This window comes from Frankia sp. Mgl5 (assembly GCF_023242985.1).
GTDB classification, from domain to species: domain Bacteria; phylum Actinomycetota; class Actinomycetes; order Frankiales; family Frankiaceae; genus Parafrankia; species Parafrankia soli.
This window is the reverse complement of the sequence record NZ_JALKFY010000646.1, coordinates 1-17,320: the sequence shown is the minus strand read 5'-3', so window position 1 is coordinate 17,320 and position 17,320 is coordinate 1. Positions and strand designations below refer to the sequence as shown.

Below are 17,320 nucleotides of genomic sequence, written 5' to 3'. Positions count from 1 at the left end.
CGCTCTACGTCACGGACCGCCACTCCGGCGAGTCGCTAGACGATCACGATCCGTACACCACGTGCGTGGACTCCACTAGCCGCCCGGACGACTGTCCAGCCCGTCCACTCGGCAGACCACCCAGCTGAACCGGGCCAGGGCCACAAGCAAGCCCCACACCAAGATTCACCATCCCCACAGGCATGGAGAGAACCCCTGGTACCCGGTACCGATTGCCGTCGCGGGCCCGGATCACCCCCACCGGCGCGTCGGGATGATGCCTGCGGGCGCGGGGACGACGGCAGGTCTGGTACACGCCTCGCAGGCCGCCTCGGAAGATCCCCGCGCGTGCGGGAACGACCGCTCAGGCTCGACAGCCCGGTTGGCCTTCTCCGGAAGATCCCCGCACGTGCGGGGACGACGCGTCACGATCGCAACGCCGCTCTTCCCGTTGCGGAAGATCCCCGCGCGTGCGGGGACGACTCGAACCGCCGGACATGCACGACGCGGCCGCGCGGAAGATCCCCGCGCGTGCGGGGACGACCTGACGCAAGCTCCGCAGTCACACACAAGGTCGGGAAGATCCCCGCGCGTGCGGGGACGACGCCGACCCGACGCCGCCCCGGCCCCACTCGTCGGGAAGATCCCCGCGCGTGCGGGGACGACGACGTCCGCCCGTACACCCCGTAGCTGACCGCGGGAAGATCCCCGCGCGTGCGGGGACGACTGCGCCGCTGCGATCACAGTGCCGCCCGTCTACGGAAGATCCCCGCACGTGCGGGGACGGCCTGATCGCCGCTCAGCTCGGGCAGGAGAGCACCGGAAGATCCCCGCGCGGCGGGGACGACTACCTGCCCAGCGACCCTCCCCGCGCCGTCACGGGAAGATCCCCGCGCGTGCGGGGACGACTCCCACGCCGCGTCGGTGATGTTGTTCGGCTCGGGAAGATCCCCGCGCGTGCGGGGACGACCTGCAGGGCGTAGACGACTAGTACGACTACACCGGAAGATCCCCGCGCGTGCGGGGACGACAAAAGCGGCTACCCATGTGCGGTGACCTCCGGCGGAAGATCCCCGCGCGTGCGGGGACGACCTCGCGCGTCACGTGATCGCCTATCACCTGGTGCGGAAGATCCCCGCGCGTGCGGGGACGACCCGGCCGGTCGACAACGCGAACGCGGATCGGCAGGAAGATCCCCGCGCGTACGGGGACGACTCCAAGACTCCGGCGGGCGCCCGGACCATCGCGGGAAGATCCCCGCGCGTGCGGGGACGACACTTGCTGAGCTGGGGTTTTACCGGCGGGGGCGGGCGAACAGTATCAGTCCGTCGTAGTCGATCGGGTAGCCGCGATCACGGCCAGCGGTGCGTACGGCCCAGCCCTGCTCGTTGTCCGCGGGTTCGATCATGACGGCTTGGCCGTCTCCGACACGCTGGGCGAGCACGGTCCAGACACGGTCACGGACCCGGGCGCTGGGATTCCCGACAAAGACCCCGGCCGCGATCTCGATCATCCACCGGGTGAGGTGGCCACGGAGGCCTTCGGCGACGGCGATGAGAACGACGACGGTCACCAGGGCGGTATTGCGGTGTCGGTGTCCGGTCCGGTGACGCCGACGATGGTCGTCTCGTCCCACTGGTCTGAAAGGTCGGCGGCCCAGTTGACGCCGCCGGGTACGTGGCCGTCGATCTCGTCCCACAGGTGCAGGGCGTCGTCGTCAGGGTGGGGGGTGTCTTTGTCGAGGAGGAGGTCTTTGATGTCGTGGACGATGCGGGCCATGAGGCGGCCGTCGGCGACCTTGTCGCGGAAGGCGGTGCGGATGTCGCGTTCGTCGACGTGGCCGGCGGCGGCGAGGTCGAAGGCGAGCGGGATGGTGTAGTCGGCTTTGTAGAGGTCGGCGATGTCAAGGACGAAGGAGGTGGCGGTGCCGGTGTGGACGAAGCCGAGGGCGGCTGGCGCCGATGCCGACGATGGCGGCGTGGCAGATGCCGTAGAGGCAGCTGTGGCCGGCGGACAGGAGCCGGTTGATGTCGTCGCCGGCGGCGAACGGGTCGCCGGGGGTGTAGACGCGGCGGGTCCAGGTGACGCCGGTGCGGTCGGAGTGCGTCCGGTAGATCTTTTTGACGCGGGCGCCTTCCCGGCCGCGGAGTTGTTGCATGGTGGCGGTGGTGACGTCGTCGTCGGGGAAGCGTTTGGCGTACATGCGCCGGGCGACGTCGAGGCGTTCCCGGGTGCGGGTCACAAGGTAGGCCTGACGGAGCAGCAGGCCGGAGCCCCGGCTGGGTCCGAGCCCGGCGGCGTACATGCGTACACCGCGGTCACCGACCCAGCACACGGCGGTGCCGGAGTCGGCGAGGAGGCGGACGGCTGCGCTGGTGATGCGGGTGCCGGGGCCGAGGAGCAGGGTGGCGACGAACGCGGCCGGGACGCGGACGGTGCGGTGCTTGTTGACCAGGACGATGGCGTTGTCGGCCCGGTCGACATGGCTCTTCTCGACGTAGAGGGAGGAGACCCGGTCCTCGATGCGGTGCAGGTCGAGGGGGTCGGACAGCCACCACACCGGTCAGTCCCCTGCCGTGGTGAGGGGGGCTGGTGCGGTGAGGGGGGCGAGGGTGAGCAGGCCGCAGCCGTAGGCCTTGGCCGGTCCGACACCGTGCAGGAGGGTGTGGCGGGCCTGGTCGGGGTCGGTGACGCGCAACGCTCCGTCGAACGTGGCGGTGGACAAGGTGACCCGCCGGCCGCTGGTGTCAGCGCTGGCGGTGTTCTTGGTGAAGGTGACGCGTTCGCGGGCGGTCAGCCGTGCGGCGGGGCCGGTGTCGTCGCTGGTCGGGAGGGTGAATCCCCATCGTTCGACCCGGTCGAGGAGCCAGGTCAGCTGGTGGGCGGCGGTGCGGTGCGGGACTCGTACGCCGCGGGGCCGTTCCTGGGCGAGGTGTTCCTTCTGGCGGGCGGAGGGTTTGGTGGGGGTGCGGGTGGCGGTGACGGGGTTGGCGCGCAGCCGGAACGCGAACTCGCGGCCGTGCTGGAGACGGTCGAGGAGCGGCTGGTAGTCGCGGACCATGGCCTGGGGCTGGTCGGAGCCGGGCCAGCCGGCCTGTTCGACGATGTGTTCCCAGGAGGGTCGGGTTTCGGTGAGGACGAGGAGCTCGGCCCGGTGGGGCTGGCTGGTTTCCAGCCGCCACAGGACCCGTTCGGCCACAGGCTGGGCGGCGAGTCCACCGAGGACCGCGGCGTGGGTTTTCTGCGGGCTACGGATCAGCCCCTGTGCGCCGGTGCGCAGCGGGTTGAGCCAGATCCGAGACAGGTAGGTCATCGGCCGGTCACCATCCCAGCAGCGCGAACGGGTCATGAGCAGCCGGCGCATCCGCGGTGGCGGGGTCGACGGGCCAGGGGGCCGGTAGCTGCACCCAGCCCTGGCGGACCCGTCGGCTGGTGAACGCCCGATGCCGCGGATCGAAACTCGCCGGCGCGCCGGGCAGGGAACTGGCGGGCAGGTCGCGGCGGACGTCCTCACCCTGCGGGTCGTCGACGCTGACGGGGAGATCGATGGTGCGTGGCTGCGGTTTCAGGTTCGCCAGGCGGTCACGGTGTGCCCGGCTGGCCTGCCACGGCACCGCGGCCAGGACCTCCAGCGGTGACCCCGCCCACCCCGGGCCGCTCCCCCCGCCCGGAGGTGGCAGGAGGAGGGGGTGGGTCGGTGGGCAGGATCGGCGGCCGAGCGCGAGCGGAAACGCGGGGACGCTCACCGCGTCGGCGAGCGCCGCGAGGAGCGGGTCGGGGGCGTGGACCGCGACGACGAACACGGCGTCCTGCAGGTAGTACCGCTCGGTGATGTGGGTGTGTTTCGCCGGCGAGGTCGGTTTCTGCATGCCTTTCGCGGAGACCGCCGCGGAGGGCAGCGGCCGGCCACGGTAGTCACTGACGGTGTGGTAGTCACGGAGCAGGGTGCCGGGCTGGTCGGTGCGCACGCCGAACGTCAGCTCGAGGAGGTCCTCGATCGGGTCGGTGCGCCGGCGGCCCTGCGCGGCCGCGAGCAGGCCGATCAGGCCGCTCTTGGTGGGTTCGGGCTGGGTGTCACGTCGGTTGAACATGCTGGCCCCGCCCCAGGACTGCAGCGGGCCGGCCAGGCGCAGTACCAGGCAATGCCCCGCCGACGATGCGGTGGTGGTCATCGGGCGGTGGTGGTCAGCCGGTCCCGGGCCGCGGCCGTGACGGTGTCGACGACCTGGCCGAACGGCACCGGTGCGCCGAGCGCGGCGGCGAGGGTCGCCGTGCGGTCGGCGGTGTCGGGGGTGCGGTAGGTGGAGACGACCAGCTCAGGGCACAGGCCCCACAGCTCGGTGGTCGCTGCCAGCTCCGTGGCGAGCTGGTCGATGGACTCGGCGAGCACCCCGTGGCCGTTCGCCCTGATGGGCTGCTCGAACGCGGAGACGAGGTTGACCGGCTGGTCGCCGCGCAGGGTCACGGTGAGCAGGCTGGGGGTGGTGCGATGCGCGAACGAGTTCTCGTGCCCGGTCGGCATCGAGGTGGTGAACGCGGTCAGGAACACCCGCAGCGCGTCCACCGCCGCCTCGACGTCCCCGCCGAGGTTGTCGACGAGCTGGTGCAGGCCGACGGTGGCGAACCGGTAGAGGGTCGCGGACTGGAACTCGACCGTGCCGATCATCCCGGCGCCGGTGTCGCCTTTCAGGTTCTCGTCGTCGACGGCGGTGTAGTAGTCGAACTCGACCTCGGTGGCGTGCGTCGACAGGGCGTGGGCGACCTGGGTCGCCGCGTCCACGTTCAACCCGGGCAGGTCGGCGACCATCCGGCCGAACAACGCCACATCGATCGGATGCCCCGCACCGAGGGTCTCCCGCACCGAAACACCCTTCACCGCCTCGGTCAACGCCTTGTCGTCGAGACCCGCGAGACGAGACAGATCGGCCTCGATCAGATCGATGAGGCGCTCGAGCTGCGGCCGGCCGAAGAACAGCAGGTAGGCCGTCTCCGCCGCCTTCTTTCCCGGCTTGATGTCCAGCTCGGCCAGCACACTCGTCGCGATCCGAACGGCGGCGTCGGGAGCGAGCCCACCGCGGGCCGCGATCCGCTCGGCGAGCAACGCGGAGATCTTCTTGGTGCGGGTCCCCAACGTCGCGGGGTCAACGAGGCTGGCGAACGCGGTCCGGGTGGCCCGCTTCCACGCCTGCGACGACACCCGGGCCCGCTTCACCCCGCCGTAGGTGGCCTGCTTCGGTGTCCCCGCGTCGTCACGGTTCAGGTTCGACGGCGGAACCGTCTGCAGAATATGAACATCAACATAGGTGCGCATGCGCATGCTCTTCCATGTCATCGGGTCAGGAGAATGGGAAAGAAATCTCAAACGGCGGGCAGGATCAGCTGGTAGTCGATACTGCGGTCTCGGTCTTCCGGTCCCGGCCGGGGAAGTACTGGGATCCCCACCGGCGTCGCACCTGCCCGATCCGGTCCGGGTTCTGCCAGGACAGGAGATCCCAGTACAGGCGGGTGTAGTCCAGCGGCTGCGGAAGGCCACGCAGTTGGCGTACCAGACCCCGCAGATGGTAGGACGCCTCGCTCAGCGACGTTGCCGTCGCGGCAGCTTCGAAGCGGCGATCCACCGCGTCCGAGCTGAACTTGTCGCTCTCCCGCAGGCAGCGGACCGCCGCACCGAGACCGACCCCGGCCGCGTGCATCAGACGGGTCTGGGACTGCTGATGCATCGCGAAGAGAACCAGTGCCGCGTGCTCCGCCCGCAATCCGGGGGTCCCCCACCCTTCCTGGTTCAGGGTCGTGTAGTACCGCCACATCTGCGGGACCGTGCCCGGGTCACGGCCGGCACCGCGCCGCAACGCGGCCAGGTCCGCGCCGTCTGGACGACCACCGGCATGCGGCCGCTCCCAGAAGAACCGCGGCGGCGGTGTCGCCCCGGTGCTGGGGGCTGGTGTTGAGGCTTCGACGGTCATGGGGCCTCCCTCGACTCGATGACGGTCACGCTGCGGTCGAACCGGTCGCCGGCGCAGTAGTAGGGCTGGCGGGGCCGAGGATGTCGTTGAGGGCGCGGCGGAACGACGCCTCCGCGACCGAGAGCCGCGGGCCGAACCGTTGATCCGGCGCCCGGCCCAGGAACGTTGCGGGACCCGCGGCGGACAGCACCGGATCCGCCACCTCCCACGCCAGGCGTCGGGCAACAAGCAGCCAGGCGTCCTCCGCCTGCTCGACCGCGTCTGGTTGGCGCTGCAGGCCGGCCAGCAGCCGGCGCACCACCGGGGTGAACCGGTGGATCAGGAGATCCCCGAGTCGCTGCCCTCGATCCCACGGCACCTTCTCCGCACCGCACGCAGCGCGAAGGTCGTCACCGAGGCGGTTCGCGGCGATCCGCAGCGCCTCCGCGCCCTCGGCCACCGCCAGCACCACCTCCCGCACCCGCGAATCCGCCGCAAGCGCGACCACCGGCAGCGGAATCTCGTCCACCATCACGTCCTCGACCACCGCGGACTGGGTGCCGTAACGGACCCCGACCGTCAGCACCCGCAACGGAAGATCCTCCGGCACCCAGCCCTCGGCCTGTAGCCCGGCGAGCTGCTCCACCACCGCCGGTGCCGACACCCGATCGCCCGTGGGACCGGCAGTGGCGAGCAGCCCGGCCAGTCCTCGCCACGCCGCACGACCTGGCTGATGGCGCACCGGGCGGGCCGGCGGATCGTCGGCCTTGGGTCGTTCGACCTGCCGCCACGCCGTGTGCGGTTCCAGGTCCTGCACCGATCCGCGCAGCCGGTCCCCCGCGCAGAGCACCACCCGCCGCACCACCACACCCCCCGGCGCGCTGGCATCGGCCTCGGGGATCAGACGGAGCCGGCGGGACTGCCAGGTCAACAAGTCAAGACGGCCCAGCGGGCCGCGTTCCCGCCACAGAGGACCTGCCACCTGCTCCGCCCGCCACTGGGGACGGTCCACCGGATGAACACCCTGCGACATGATCATCATGTTCAGCATCAGGGTCTGGAACAGCGTCTCGCCCATCGGCACCACGACGCCGAGCTGCCCGAGCGGACCGGTTGGATTCCCGGTCGTCTTCCCCGCCTTGACCCGCGGATCGTCCACCGCACCCGACTTAATCGCCGCCGTGTCCCAGCAGTGCGCCGCGAGCAACGCCCGCGCCGCCGCCCCCGGCGTCAACGCCGGCGGGTCACTCTCCGTCCGGGCGCTGAACAGCGGCACATTGTTACCCGACGCCAGCCGAGGAATCAGCAACGAGACCGGCTTCGTCTCCCCTTTCGCCGTTCGCAAGCCTGCGACCTGCGCAAACGGCCGCACCGGATCGAACAGATCGAACGCTGCGGCCTGCGTGTCCAGATAGTCGACGATCCGCTGGACGTCCTCGCCGTCGAACCTGCCCCGCTCGAACCTTCGCGCCCACTCAGCCCGATCCTTCGGAGCACCCACGGCGTCTATCACCACAGGCAGGAGTACCTGGCGCAGTACCGCGACGCCTTCGAGTGGATCGGTGACCGTCAAGCCCTCGAACAGGTCGGCATGCACCAGCGCGTCACGTACGCCCACCTCACGCGGGTGGCCTTTCTCTGCCACCTCGATCCACGGGTCAGACCTCAGGTCGAATCCGCTCACCAATCTCCCCCATATCACCTACCGACGCGCGTGTGTCTTTGCCCTAGAAGGGGCATGCGAGGTCTACCAGACCCCTCCGACAGTTCTCACCCCGCGACCGATGGAGCCCGGTGGGCATCACCGCGCCGCGGTGCGTTCATGTTTCAGGCCGACCTGATGGTCATAGACCAGCCGGTACCCGCCGAGCTGGGCGGACAGGGCGGTGTCGAGGACGAGGGCGCGGGTGCGTTTCAGCCAAGGGTCGCCGTCCCAGCCGGGGAGGGGCGCGAGGTCCTGCCGGGCGGCGATCGTGATGTCCTTGCTGGCCGGGAGGCGAATGGTCGCGCCGGCGACGTCCTCGAGGAGCTGCTCGTCGCTGACCGCGGCCTCGCCAGTCTGCCCAAGGTGCCGGCCGGTCAACGTCAGGTAGCCACCCGACGGGCTGCGTCGCACGAGGATGACCTCCACCGACTCCTCGCCGTCACGGACGACCGCAGCGACCCGCTCCTCCGATTCCAACGCGGCGGTCGACCGGTCATGCAGCCCGTCCAACGTGGGCTTTCCCAGCTCGTCCTCACCGGAGAGCAGGAACGCCTTCGCGTTCGTCTCACGGCGCTTCTCGGCCTCGTCGGCTTCCTGCTGATAACGGGCCGCGGTCGGCGCCCACCTGTCCGGGCCGAGGGGCTCGGCGCTGTAGCCCGCCGCGACCAGGGCTGGAACCTGCTCGGGCACCGACCAGCCGGTGCCCGCTGCCGCGTCGGCGACCAGTGCGGCGGACCGCAGCAGTAGATGGTCCCCGTAGACGGCGCGGCTTCCCGGCGGCCAGGTCGGTGGCCGGTCAGGGTCAAACCGCACCCCGGCAACAATCACCCGAGGTTGTTGGAACCGGGGCGGGCGATCCCGGGCGGGTCGGTGGTGGCGGTGGAGCCGGCCGATGCGCTGCAGGAGGAGGTCGATGGGCGCGAGATCGGTGACGAGGAGGTCCACGTCGACGTCGAACGACTGCTCGGCCACCTGCGTGGCCACCACCACCAGGCGCTCCGGGCGCCGTGCCGCCGCGGAACGGCCGGGCGGACCGAGGGGATCGACCACCCGCTCCGTCCAGGCAGCGCGCGTCGCCGCGGTGAACCGGGCGTGCAGGAGCACAACATCGTCAGTGAACGCCGGGCGGAGCGCCTCGTAGACGGCCTGAGCGCGAGCAACGGTGTTACAGACCACCAGCGCACATCCGCCATCGATCATCTCTGCTGTGACCGTGGCCGCGACCGCCGTGGGGGTGAAGGCCTCGTCCTCGTCGAGGATCTCCACCCCGACCGGCAGCGGCTTCCGCCAGGACGGATAGGACCGCACGCGGGTGACCGGGAGTTCGTCAACGACGCAGGTCGACGTCACGCTGGGATAACCCGCCGGCTCTCCCCCTGCTTCAAGCAATGGGGCGACGTCCCGGCGTTGCAACGCTCCCTGCGTGTAGGCGCGGATCAGATTCCGGCGCAGCTGCGGCGGCAACGTCGCCGACAGCACGATCACCGCAACACCGGCGTCCGCCAACCAGCGCAACGCCTCGAACAGGAACTGCGCCATGTACACGTCATAGGCGTGGACCTCGTCCAACACCACAACCCGGCCCACCAGGCCCGCCTGCCGCAGCATCACATGCTTCGTCCGCGTCGCCGCGTGCAGCACATGGTCGATCGTGCCGACCGCGACCGGCGCGAGAAGACCCCGCTTCCGACCGAAAAACCACTCCGCGGCCGCCACCCCACCCGCCGCCGGCCGATCCACATCCCCCCCGCCCCCGACAGCGCCGTACACGTCCTCCATGCCGAACTCGTCGCCGTCGCAGATCCCCCCGAAGACCGTCTGCTGCCGTAACGTCATCCATTCCTTGTTGAACCGTGCCCGCCCATGCAACAACCCCAACGGCGCCTCCGGATCAACCTGCACCGACCAGGCCCCGACCCGGGTGAACATCGGATCCGCGGTCGCCTGCGTCGGCATCCCCACAAACACCCCATCCGCACCGAACCTGCGCGCCAGCACCTCCGCCGCCACCAGCGCCGCCTCCGTCTTCCCCTCCCCCATCGGCGCCTCCACGATCAGCAGGCCCGGCCCCGACATCTCCTCCACCGCCCGCACCACTCCCACCTGCGCGTCCCGGGCCGGCTTCCCGAACCGATGCCGGACCAGATCAGCCACCCCCACCGGAGCCGCCCGACCGGCACGCCACCCGCCCCGCAGTCCCAGGTCCGCCCACGCCCGCACCGCCCGCTCCCGCGACCGGGCCAGCGAGACGTCAGCCAGGTCGGCCTGACCACCGAACCTCGTCTGATCACTCGCGACCCAGTCCGCCATGATGATCAACCCTGAGATCGCGAGCTGTCCCGCCCGGGACGGGACCCGCACATCCGCCAACGACGCGAGATCCACACCGAGGTCGGTGGCGATCTGGGAGACGAACGCGTCCTGCGCGTCGACCCACACCTGGCTTCGGCCCTGCGCCTCACCATTCCTCTTCGGCACGGTCCGGCCGATCGGAGGGATCACCCCATGATGACCGGCGATCAGCGGCCACACCCACCCACACCCCTCCGCGTTCCACCCAGAACCCTGTAAACACCGACGGACAATGAACGCACCGGCCGCAGAATGATGCCACCCACGGCCCTGCCGAAGAGACAGATTCCGCCAATCCAAGCCTGCCGCACGCACCCGGGCAGCCAGCCCATCATCCTTCATCTGAAAAGCCGGAGTCGCCTTACCCACATCATGCAGACCACACAGCAAGACGAACAAGGAACGACCACGCCCATCGCTACACCCGTCCAGGATCCGCCGCGACGACGCCGACAGATACCTCTCCCAGACCAGCTCACCCACCGCCGCCGTATCCAACAAATGCCCCAGCAGCAGATGCATCGAACCCTGCGAATCCGACGTCGGCTTCGACTTCCCCCACACCACACCCAGCGCCACATCGCGCATAAGACCCCCCGAGCCCGGCACACGAGCACGCCATCAAACCACCAGCATCCAGCGGCCAGACCAGCAGGCCCCGCCCGACACCGTCAACCACCACACCAGCCCGGCCAGACACCACCCGCCCGCTCCGACGGGACTGATAAATTTGGGCCCCATCGAGCAGTAAAACCGCAGGTCAGCAAGTGTCGTCCCCGCACGCGCGGGGATCTTCCCCTGCGTGTCGATCGGGAACGGCAGCCTGCTGGGTCGTCCCCGCACGCGCGGGGATCTTCCCGCGCGGTCCCTGGTCGAGCAGGGCAGCTACCGGTCGTCCCCGCACGCGCGGGGATCTTCCGGCAGACATCACGGGCGCGATTTTCGCCGCGGGGTCGTCCCCGCACGCGCGGGGATCTTCCCGGCCTGTTCTGCGGCGAGGACTCCGCGCACGCGTCGTCCCCGCACGCGCGGGGATCTTCCCTCTCGCCGGCCCTCGTGGGTGAGTTCCAGACTGTCGTCCCCGCACGCGCGGGGATCTTCCCCCCCCATGTCTACGGCCCGACGCGCCGCCCCGCGTCGTCCCCGCACGCGCGGGGATCTTCCCCGTTACGCGCGAGTCACCGTGTGGCGCGCGGCGTCGTCCCCGCACGCGCGGGGATCTTCCCTGCTGGCGGGCCTCGATCAGCATCGTCCGGTAGTCGTCCCCGCACGCGCGGGGATCTTCCCCAGGACGCGCACGACGCCCCGGGCCTCACCGCGTCGTCCCCGCACGCGCGGGGATCTTCCTTCGAGCATGACTCCCCTTACAACGAACGGACGGTCGTCCCCGCACGCGCGGGGATCTTCCGACGTGGTCAAACACTGCGCCCCCTGGTGCAGTGTCGTCCCCGCACGCGCGGGGATCTTCCGGGCAGCAGGCGCACCCGGCGCCAGAAGCTCGGGTCGTCCCCGCACGCGCGGGGATCTTCCCGTCGGGTCCTTGCGGTCCCCCCTGGTGTTCCAGTCGTCCCCGCACGCGCGGGGATCTTCCTCAGGATGCTGTGGGAGCCGCCGGTGAGAGTCGGTCGTCCCCGCACGCGCGGGGATCTTCCCCACCGCAGCGCCGTCGCCCAGCGCCCCGTCCGGTCGTCCCCGCACGCGCGGGGATCTTCCCGGAGATCGCACGGCCGGGGCGGCTGGGCGAGGGTCGTCCCCGCACGCGCAGGGATCTTCCGCCACTCGGTGGTCTCTTGCTCGGCTCTGTCCCGTCGTCCCCGCACGCGCGGGGATCTTCCCGTCAGCGCCGAGGCAGGGACATCAGTGTCATGGTCGTCCCTGCACGCGCGGGGATCTTCCCCGGGCGTAGCCGGGCAGGGCCTGCCAGCGGGAGTCGTCCCCGCACGCGCGGGGATCTTCCCCCGGGCGCACGGTCCCATCGTGGCGGATGTGCGTCGTCCCCGCACGCGCGGGGATCTTCCCAGCGTCTCCAGCACCGCCTCGGCGGCCGACCGGTCGTCCCCGCACGTGCGGGGATCTTCCCGTCAGCGTGGGGCCGACGATGATGTTTCGTCGGTCGTCCCCGCACGCGCGGGGATCTTCCCAGGGACGATCGATGTTGTTGGTTGATGGCGTCGTCGTCCCCGCACGCGCGGGGATCTTCCCCGGCGCAGGTCGCGGTGTTCCGGGCTGCCCAGGTCGTCCCCGCACGCGCGGGGATCTTCCGCCGGGCCCCCGCACCGCCGCCGAGCGGATGCAGTCGTCCCCGCACGCGCGGGGATCTTCCCGCTGCTGGGCGGGGAGGCTCGCCTCGCTCGGCGTCGTCCCCGCACGCGCGGGGATCTTCCCGCGGCATCCCAATACCCGACGCCCGTTGTCGAGTCGTCCCCGCACGCGCGGGGATCTTCCCGGCACCCCGCTTTCCACGCCGGCCACCCCGTCGTCGTCCCCGCACGCGCGGGGATCTTCCGCGTGCCCAGCGCCGGTCGAGTGCCCAATGACCGTCGTCCCCGCACGCGCGGGGATCTTCCCAAAACCCCAGGCCAGCGGGCCGGCAGCCCCCTGTCGTCCCCCGCACGCGCGGGGATCTTCCCCGGACCACCGTGGTGGAGTACCGGATCAGCTCGTCGTCCTCGCACGCGCGGGGATCTTCCCAGGTCACCGTCGTCCTGGCCCTCGATCGCGGCGTCGTCCCCGCACCCGCGGGGACCTTCCCTGCTCGGAGAGGAGCCCGCGCGGTTCGCGGCGGTCGTCCCCGCACGCGCGGGGATCTTCCCTGGTACCTGGTGGCCGACCCGGCACTGTGCCCGTCGTCCCCGCACGCGCGGGGACCTTCCTCGAGCTGACCGGGGATCTCCTCGGCCTGCGCGGTCGTCCCCGCACGCGCGGGGATCTTCCGGCCGAGCTGTCGGCGGCGCTCACGGCCGAACTGTCGTCCCCGCACGCGCGGGGATCTTCCAATAGCCGTACACCCGAGCCGAGTGCGGAACATCGATCTTCAGATCGTCCGGGATGAGCTGTTCTGTCACAGGCGTGAACCACAGCCTCGCGCCGGACGTTCCGGCCTCGGCGTCGGTCACCGTGCACAATCCCTCACATTCCGGCGCAACCATCCGGAATCACCCTAACGGGCAACCGGCCCCCATCCCCGCAAGATCACGGCAGATAGCGTGCGGCTCACCGGGAACCGCCAGACGTCCACACACCGCCACTGACCCACCTGGCCGGGCGGCCCACGGACAGACACCGCGGTCTCCTCACCGCCTGCCACAAGCCCTGGTACCGGGCCTCCCGGACACCCCCCAGCGAGTGGACCAGTCTCCACACCGGGCGGAGAATGGGACTCCGTGACCGATCCCGCGAAGGCCGCGCGGCGCACGTTGGCCCTGCTCACCGGCCAGCTCCACCTCGTACGCCACGAAGACGGCCCGGACACCACCACGCTGCGAGCAGCACGCCACCACCTCGTCACGCTCCTCCGCGACGCCAGCACCCACGCCCCGATCGAGACGATCACCAGCGTGGAACGGCTGACCGTCGGCCTCCTCCTCCAACTCGCCAAGACCACCCACACACCCCCGCACCAGATGCTCCAGGACATCGCCGTCCTCAACGCCCCCCACAGCACCGACGCCGACCCGGCCGTCGCTCTGCTGACCGCCCGCCTCGACATGGCCACCCCGACCCCGGCCACGGCACCGTTGGACGCGGTACACCAGGACCTGATCGTCGACGCTGTGCACGGCAACCCGCAGCGCACCCTACGCACCCTCACCACGATCGCCACCGCGCTGCTCGTCACCCTCGCCGAAACCCTGGGAACAACCCCCGAAAAGCTGATCGCCCGCCTCGCTCCCTACATCCCCCTACACGGCCGCTGACCTGTCTCGGGAAGACCAGACGAGCCATAGAGATGCCGATCAATCGTGGCGAGAGCGTCCTACGGCCGGGTCTCCTTCCAGTCCCATGAGCCGCCCAAGGATGCCCCATAAGCCGGATACGGGACTCCCATCGCAGAATCTTCTGGTCGTGATGAGCCGATTCTGGCGGATGCGACAGGCCCGTCCAGGCGATCACGCGATACGCTCGGTAGGAAATCGCGGATACGCGGGCCGCAGGTATGCAAGGGGAATTCTCATGGCGCAGAAGACCATCATTTCACTGATCGATGATCTCAGCGGAGAGACGTGAGGTGGGCCCCGTTCTTCGGACTGTTATCCCCATAGGGGATAATTGATCCGTGAACGGAGGAGATCAATGAGTCAGTCACGCAGGCGGTTCACGCCCGAGTACAAGGACGAGGCGGTGAAACTCGTCATCGATTCGGGCCGTCCCGCATCGGCGGTCGCGAAAGATCTCGGTATCAACGAGGGAACGTTGGGGAGCTGGGTCGCGACCTGGCGGCGGGCACACCAAGGCGAAGACGAGCCGCTGTCAATGTCCGAACGGGCCCGGCTCCGCGAGCTGGAGAAGGAGAACCGGGAACTCCGGATGGAGCGTGAGTTTCTCTCAAAAGCGACCGCCTTCTTCGCGCAACGCCATCAGTGACCGACAAGTACACGCTGATCGCCGCGGAGAAGGACAACTACCCGATATCCAAGATGTGCCAGTGGCTCGTCGTGTCCACGTCCGGTTTCTACGACTGGCATCGACGGCCGGCGTCGACCCGGACCCGACGGCACACCACCCTCGACACCCACGTGCGGGCGGTGTTCGCCGCCTCCCGCCAGACCTACGGCGCCCGGCGGATCGCCGCCGCCCTGACCGCCTCCGGCCTGCGCGTCTCGGTCCGCCTCGCCCGGCGGATCATGCGCCGGGCAGGGCTGGAAGCCTGCCAGCCCAGGGCCTACCGTCGCACCACCATCCCCGGCCAGGCCCCGGCGCCCGCCGACCACGTCCGCCGCGACTTCACCGCCACCCGCCCCGGCGAGAAGCTCATCGGGGACATCACCTACATCCGTACCGGTGAAGGATGGCTGTACCTCGCCACTGTCATCGACTGCTACTCCCGTAAAGTCCTCGGCTGGTCGATGGCCTCCCACATGCGCACCGAACTCATCATCGACGCGTTCATCATGGCCACCTCCCGCACCACCCTCACCCAGAACGCGATTTTTCACTCCGATCGCGGCGCGCAATATACGTCGGATGCCTATCATCGCGTCCTGAAACGCCACGGCGCGCGCCCATCGATCGGCGCCACCGGAGTGTGCTGGGACAATTCCGCAGCGGAATCGTTCTTCGGGACACTCAAGAACGAGCTCGTCTACCGGGAAACCTATCCGACCCGCCGCGCCGCGCGTACCGCGATCGCCGAGTACATCGAGGTCTTCTACAACCGGCAGCGACTCCACTCCACTCTCGGCTACCGCACCCCAGAACACATCGAACGCGCATACCACGCAACCCAGGTCTCAGCGAAGGAAGCAGCATAAAGCTGGTACAGTCCCGCTACGTCAGTGTCCGGGAAACGGGCAGCACCTCAGAAAGACTCCCATACCCCTCGATCGCGTCGGCAGAGAACCCCACCCCGTCAGGGCTTGGGCGTCCTGGTAGCGGTCGTCTGGATCTTGCGTCACACGGCGCGGGCTACGACCTGGGCGATGCCACGCGGTATGGCTCTGTTGCATCGGCGAAGTCCGCCATCACGCGACGGCCGATCGGTCATGATCGAGTGATGCGTCGCCGTCGTGCCCGTCCACCGGCCCCGACATTAGAGTTCGCCGGGTTCCGGTTCCCACCCGAGGTGATCGTGCTGGCTGTTCGCTGGTACCTGCGGTTCGCGCTGTCGTACCGAGACGTCGAGGAACTACTGGCCGAACGTGGCATCGAGGTTGATCACGTCACGGTGTACCGGTGGGTGCAGCACTTCACGTCTCTTCGCCCAGGCCAGACGCCTCGTTCCGGGAAGATCAGTTACTCATCGTGAGCGATCAACGGCCGACGAGTGGTCCGAGCCACGGCACCGCTTCGCACGCGGCATCAATGGTCTCCTCTTCCGTCGGGTACTCCCGGCCAGAGAAGTAACTGACCGGCGTCCACGCGCCCATGTCCTCGGGGTCCCTGCGGAACTCCTCGAATCCGAACGTCCCCTCGGGGCGCTTGAAGACGTCGACACAGCGATCGGCTTCGAAGGTCTGGTGACTGGCGAGCACCCGCCACGATTTGTCGAGGCGCGACGACATGGTTGAGATCATACGGTCACGGCAAGCCCGTCCATAACCCCCAGCCCACCAACCGCCTCGACGCCTCCGAAGGCCAGGACGAGCCCGGCGCCGTCGACAGCTCCCGCGAAGCCCGACGGATCAGTCGGGTACACCGACGGCGGCGTAACGTCACTGCGAGTAACTCTCAAATAGCTCATGGCCGGCTGCTCATGCGGTGCTCAACTAGACGGCCGACTACTCATCCATCCGTGTCTCTACATTCGTGCCGGACCGGGGTTACACGGTCAGCAGCGATGCCACCAGACCCGCTCCCACCGGATCGGCGGTGTCCGTGCCGTCCCGGGCCACCAGGAGCCGCACCCCCGCGCAGCGCAGCATTTCCAACGCCGCGAGCCGGCCGGGTTCGGTGTCCGCCAGCCGATCCATCGTGTCGACCACGACCACGTCATACCGGCCGGAACGGACCAGACGCAGTGCCGCCCACCAGGCCCACAGGTCCGAGCCGTACTGACGGACCGCACCCCCGGCAGTCCAGCCCAGGGCCGCGCACGCCGCCGCGAACACCTCCCCCCGGGGCCAAGCAAGATCAATCCGCGTGGGAGCGAGAAGTGAACTTCGCTGACCTGTTGCGTGCAGCGCTTCACGCCCCTGCTCGCCGAGACGGCCCGACCGTGTCGGCATCGGCCGGGTGATAGGTGGTTTGTAGATGAGACGTACGTCAAGGTCGCGGGCCGGTGGACCTACCTGTACCGGGCCGTTGACCAGCACGGCCAGGTTGTTGACGTCCTCGCCAGCACCCGCCGCGACCAGGCCGCCGCCCGCAGGTTCCTCGCTCGGGCGCTGCCCCATGGCCGCCGGCCGGACGAGGTGACCACCGACAAGGCACCTGTCTATCCGCGGCTCCTCGATGAGCTGCTTCCCGAGGCCTGCCATGTCGACGCCGCACGGGAGAACAATCGGATCGAGGCCGATCATGGCCGGTTGAAGGCACGGCTACGGCCGATGCGCGGCCTGAAACGGCTACGTTCCGTTCAGACTGAAGTTGACCCGTTCCTGTTCACGCCTGGGCTCTTTGGGATAATGGTCCCAGGGAGGAGTACAGGTGTCGAGATCGCAACCGCCGTACACGGAGGAGTTCC

Annotated in this window: 11 protein-coding genes, 3 pseudogenes and 2 CRISPR repeat arrays; of the genes and pseudogenes, 4 read left to right on the top strand and 10 right to left on the bottom strand. The window is 69.6% G+C overall.

The window, feature by feature from the left end; all coding sequences use genetic code 11:
* Positions 1 to 251: 251 nt before the first annotated feature.
* A CRISPR array of direct repeats spans positions 252 to 1,255; the repeat unit is 28 nt; unit sequence GGAAGATCCCCGCGCGTGCGGGGACGAC.
* An 18-nt stretch (positions 1,256 to 1,273) separates the two neighbouring features.
* The 8 genes and pseudogenes from cas2e to cas3 form a co-directional block, all read right to left on the bottom strand.
* On the bottom strand, positions 1,274 to 1,552 hold the full coding sequence (gene cas2e / locus MXD62_RS20930) for a type I-E CRISPR-associated endoribonuclease Cas2e (RefSeq protein ID WP_248831199.1): 279 nt from the start codon (positions 1,550 to 1,552) through the stop codon (positions 1,274 to 1,276).
* Positions 1,549 to 2,539, bottom strand: a pseudogene (cas1e, locus tag MXD62_RS20920) (type I-E CRISPR-associated endonuclease Cas1e). The gene cas2e and the pseudogene cas1e overlap by 4 nt, the downstream one beginning before the upstream one ends.
* A gap of 3 nt (positions 2,540 to 2,542) precedes the next feature.
* Entirely contained in the window at positions 2,543 to 3,292 is a 750-nt protein-coding gene (gene cas6e, locus MXD62_RS20915; protein WP_248831196.1) for a type I-E CRISPR-associated protein Cas6/Cse3/CasE, read from the bottom strand.
* Positions 3,293 to 3,299: 7 nt separating this feature from the next.
* Entirely contained in the window at positions 3,300 to 4,151 is an 852-nt protein-coding gene (gene cas5e / locus MXD62_RS20910) for a type I-E CRISPR-associated protein Cas5/CasD (protein WP_248831195.1), read from the bottom strand.
* Positions 4,148 to 5,296 (bottom strand): type I-E CRISPR-associated protein Cas7/Cse4/CasC, encoded by a 1,149-nt coding sequence (cas7e, locus tag MXD62_RS20905; protein WP_368862428.1) that lies wholly within the window; start codon positions 5,294 to 5,296, stop codon positions 4,148 to 4,150. The genes cas5e and cas7e overlap by 4 nt, the downstream gene beginning before the upstream one ends.
* A 58-nt stretch (positions 5,297 to 5,354) precedes the next feature.
* Complete coding sequence (casB, locus tag MXD62_RS20900; RefSeq protein ID WP_248831193.1) at positions 5,355 to 5,942, bottom strand: type I-E CRISPR-associated protein Cse2/CasB; 588 nt, start codon at positions 5,940 to 5,942, stop codon at positions 5,355 to 5,357.
* A gap of 25 nt (positions 5,943 to 5,967) precedes the next feature.
* A complete protein-coding gene (gene casA / locus MXD62_RS20895; RefSeq protein ID WP_248831192.1) occupies positions 5,968 to 7,605 on the bottom strand; it encodes a type I-E CRISPR-associated protein Cse1/CasA in 1,638 nt (545 codons plus the stop codon).
* Positions 7,606 to 7,722: 117 nt separating this feature from the next.
* The gene (gene cas3, locus MXD62_RS39295) at positions 7,723 to 10,566 is read right to left on the bottom strand and encodes a CRISPR-associated helicase Cas3' (protein ID WP_285224130.1); all 2,844 of its coding nucleotides are present in this window, start codon (positions 10,564 to 10,566) and stop codon (positions 7,723 to 7,725) included.
* A gap of 181 nt (positions 10,567 to 10,747) precedes the next feature.
* Positions 10,748 to 12,973: a CRISPR direct-repeat array (repeat unit 28 nt; unit sequence GTCGTCCCCGCACGCGCGGGGATCTTCC).
* A gap of 388 nt (positions 12,974 to 13,361) precedes the next feature.
* On the opposite strand from cas3, the gene MXD62_RS20880 reads away from it, so the two are divergent.
* The 3 genes and pseudogenes from MXD62_RS20880 to MXD62_RS20870 all read left to right on the top strand — a co-directional run.
* Positions 13,362 to 13,895: a hypothetical protein gene (locus MXD62_RS20880; RefSeq protein WP_248831191.1), complete on the top strand. Its 534-nt coding sequence runs from the start codon at positions 13,362 to 13,364 to the stop codon at positions 13,893 to 13,895.
* A gap of 376 nt (positions 13,896 to 14,271) precedes the next feature.
* A protein-coding gene (locus MXD62_RS20875; RefSeq protein WP_248831190.1) for an IS3 family transposase occupies positions 14,272 to 15,449 on the top strand; the annotation gives its coding sequence in 2 pieces (ribosomal slippage) (positions 14,272 to 14,524 and positions 14,524 to 15,449; 1,179 coding nt in all).
* A 242-nt stretch (positions 15,450 to 15,691) separates the two neighbouring features.
* Positions 15,692 to 15,886, top strand: a pseudogene (locus MXD62_RS20870) (IS6 family transposase); the annotation flags it as partial.
* A 61-nt stretch (positions 15,887 to 15,947) separates the two neighbouring features.
* On the opposite strand, the gene MXD62_RS20865 reads toward MXD62_RS20870, so the two are convergent.
* Positions 15,948 to 16,211: a hypothetical protein gene (locus MXD62_RS20865; RefSeq protein ID WP_248831189.1), complete on the bottom strand. Its 264-nt coding sequence runs from the start codon at positions 16,209 to 16,211 to the stop codon at positions 15,948 to 15,950.
* 246 nt (positions 16,212 to 16,457) lie between these two features.
* Positions 16,458 to 16,745, bottom strand: a complete 288-nt coding sequence (locus tag MXD62_RS20860; protein WP_248831188.1) for a recombinase family protein — start codon at positions 16,743 to 16,745, stop codon at positions 16,458 to 16,460.
* Between the two features lie 66 nt (positions 16,746 to 16,811).
* On the opposite strand from MXD62_RS20860, the pseudogene MXD62_RS20855 reads away from it, so the two are divergent.
* Positions 16,812 to 17,219: pseudogene (locus MXD62_RS20855) on the top strand (IS6 family transposase); the annotation flags it as partial.
* Positions 17,220 to 17,320: the final 101 nt, after the last annotated feature.

Excerpts from the sequence above, each read along its gene's own strand:
- cas6e (WP_248831196.1), bottom strand. The coding sequence starts at position 3,292 with ATGACCTACCTGTCTCGGATCTGGCTCAACCCGCTGCGCACCGGCGCA.
- cas5e (WP_248831195.1), bottom strand. The coding sequence starts at position 4,151 with ATGACCACCACCGCATCGTCGGCGGGGCATTGCCTGGTACTGCGCCTG.
- cas7e (WP_368862428.1), bottom strand. The coding sequence starts at position 5,296 with ATGCGCATGCGCACCTATGTTGATGTTCATATTCTGCAGACGGTTCCG.
- casB (WP_248831193.1), bottom strand. The coding sequence starts at position 5,942 with ATGACCGTCGAAGCCTCAACACCAGCCCCCAGCACCGGGGCGACACCG.
- cas3 (WP_285224130.1), bottom strand. The coding sequence starts at position 10,566 with ATGCGCGATGTGGCGCTGGGTGTGGTGTGGGGGAAGTCGAAGCCGACG.
- MXD62_RS20865 (WP_248831189.1), bottom strand. The coding sequence starts at position 16,211 with ATGATCTCAACCATGTCGTCGCGCCTCGACAAATCGTGGCGGGTGCTC.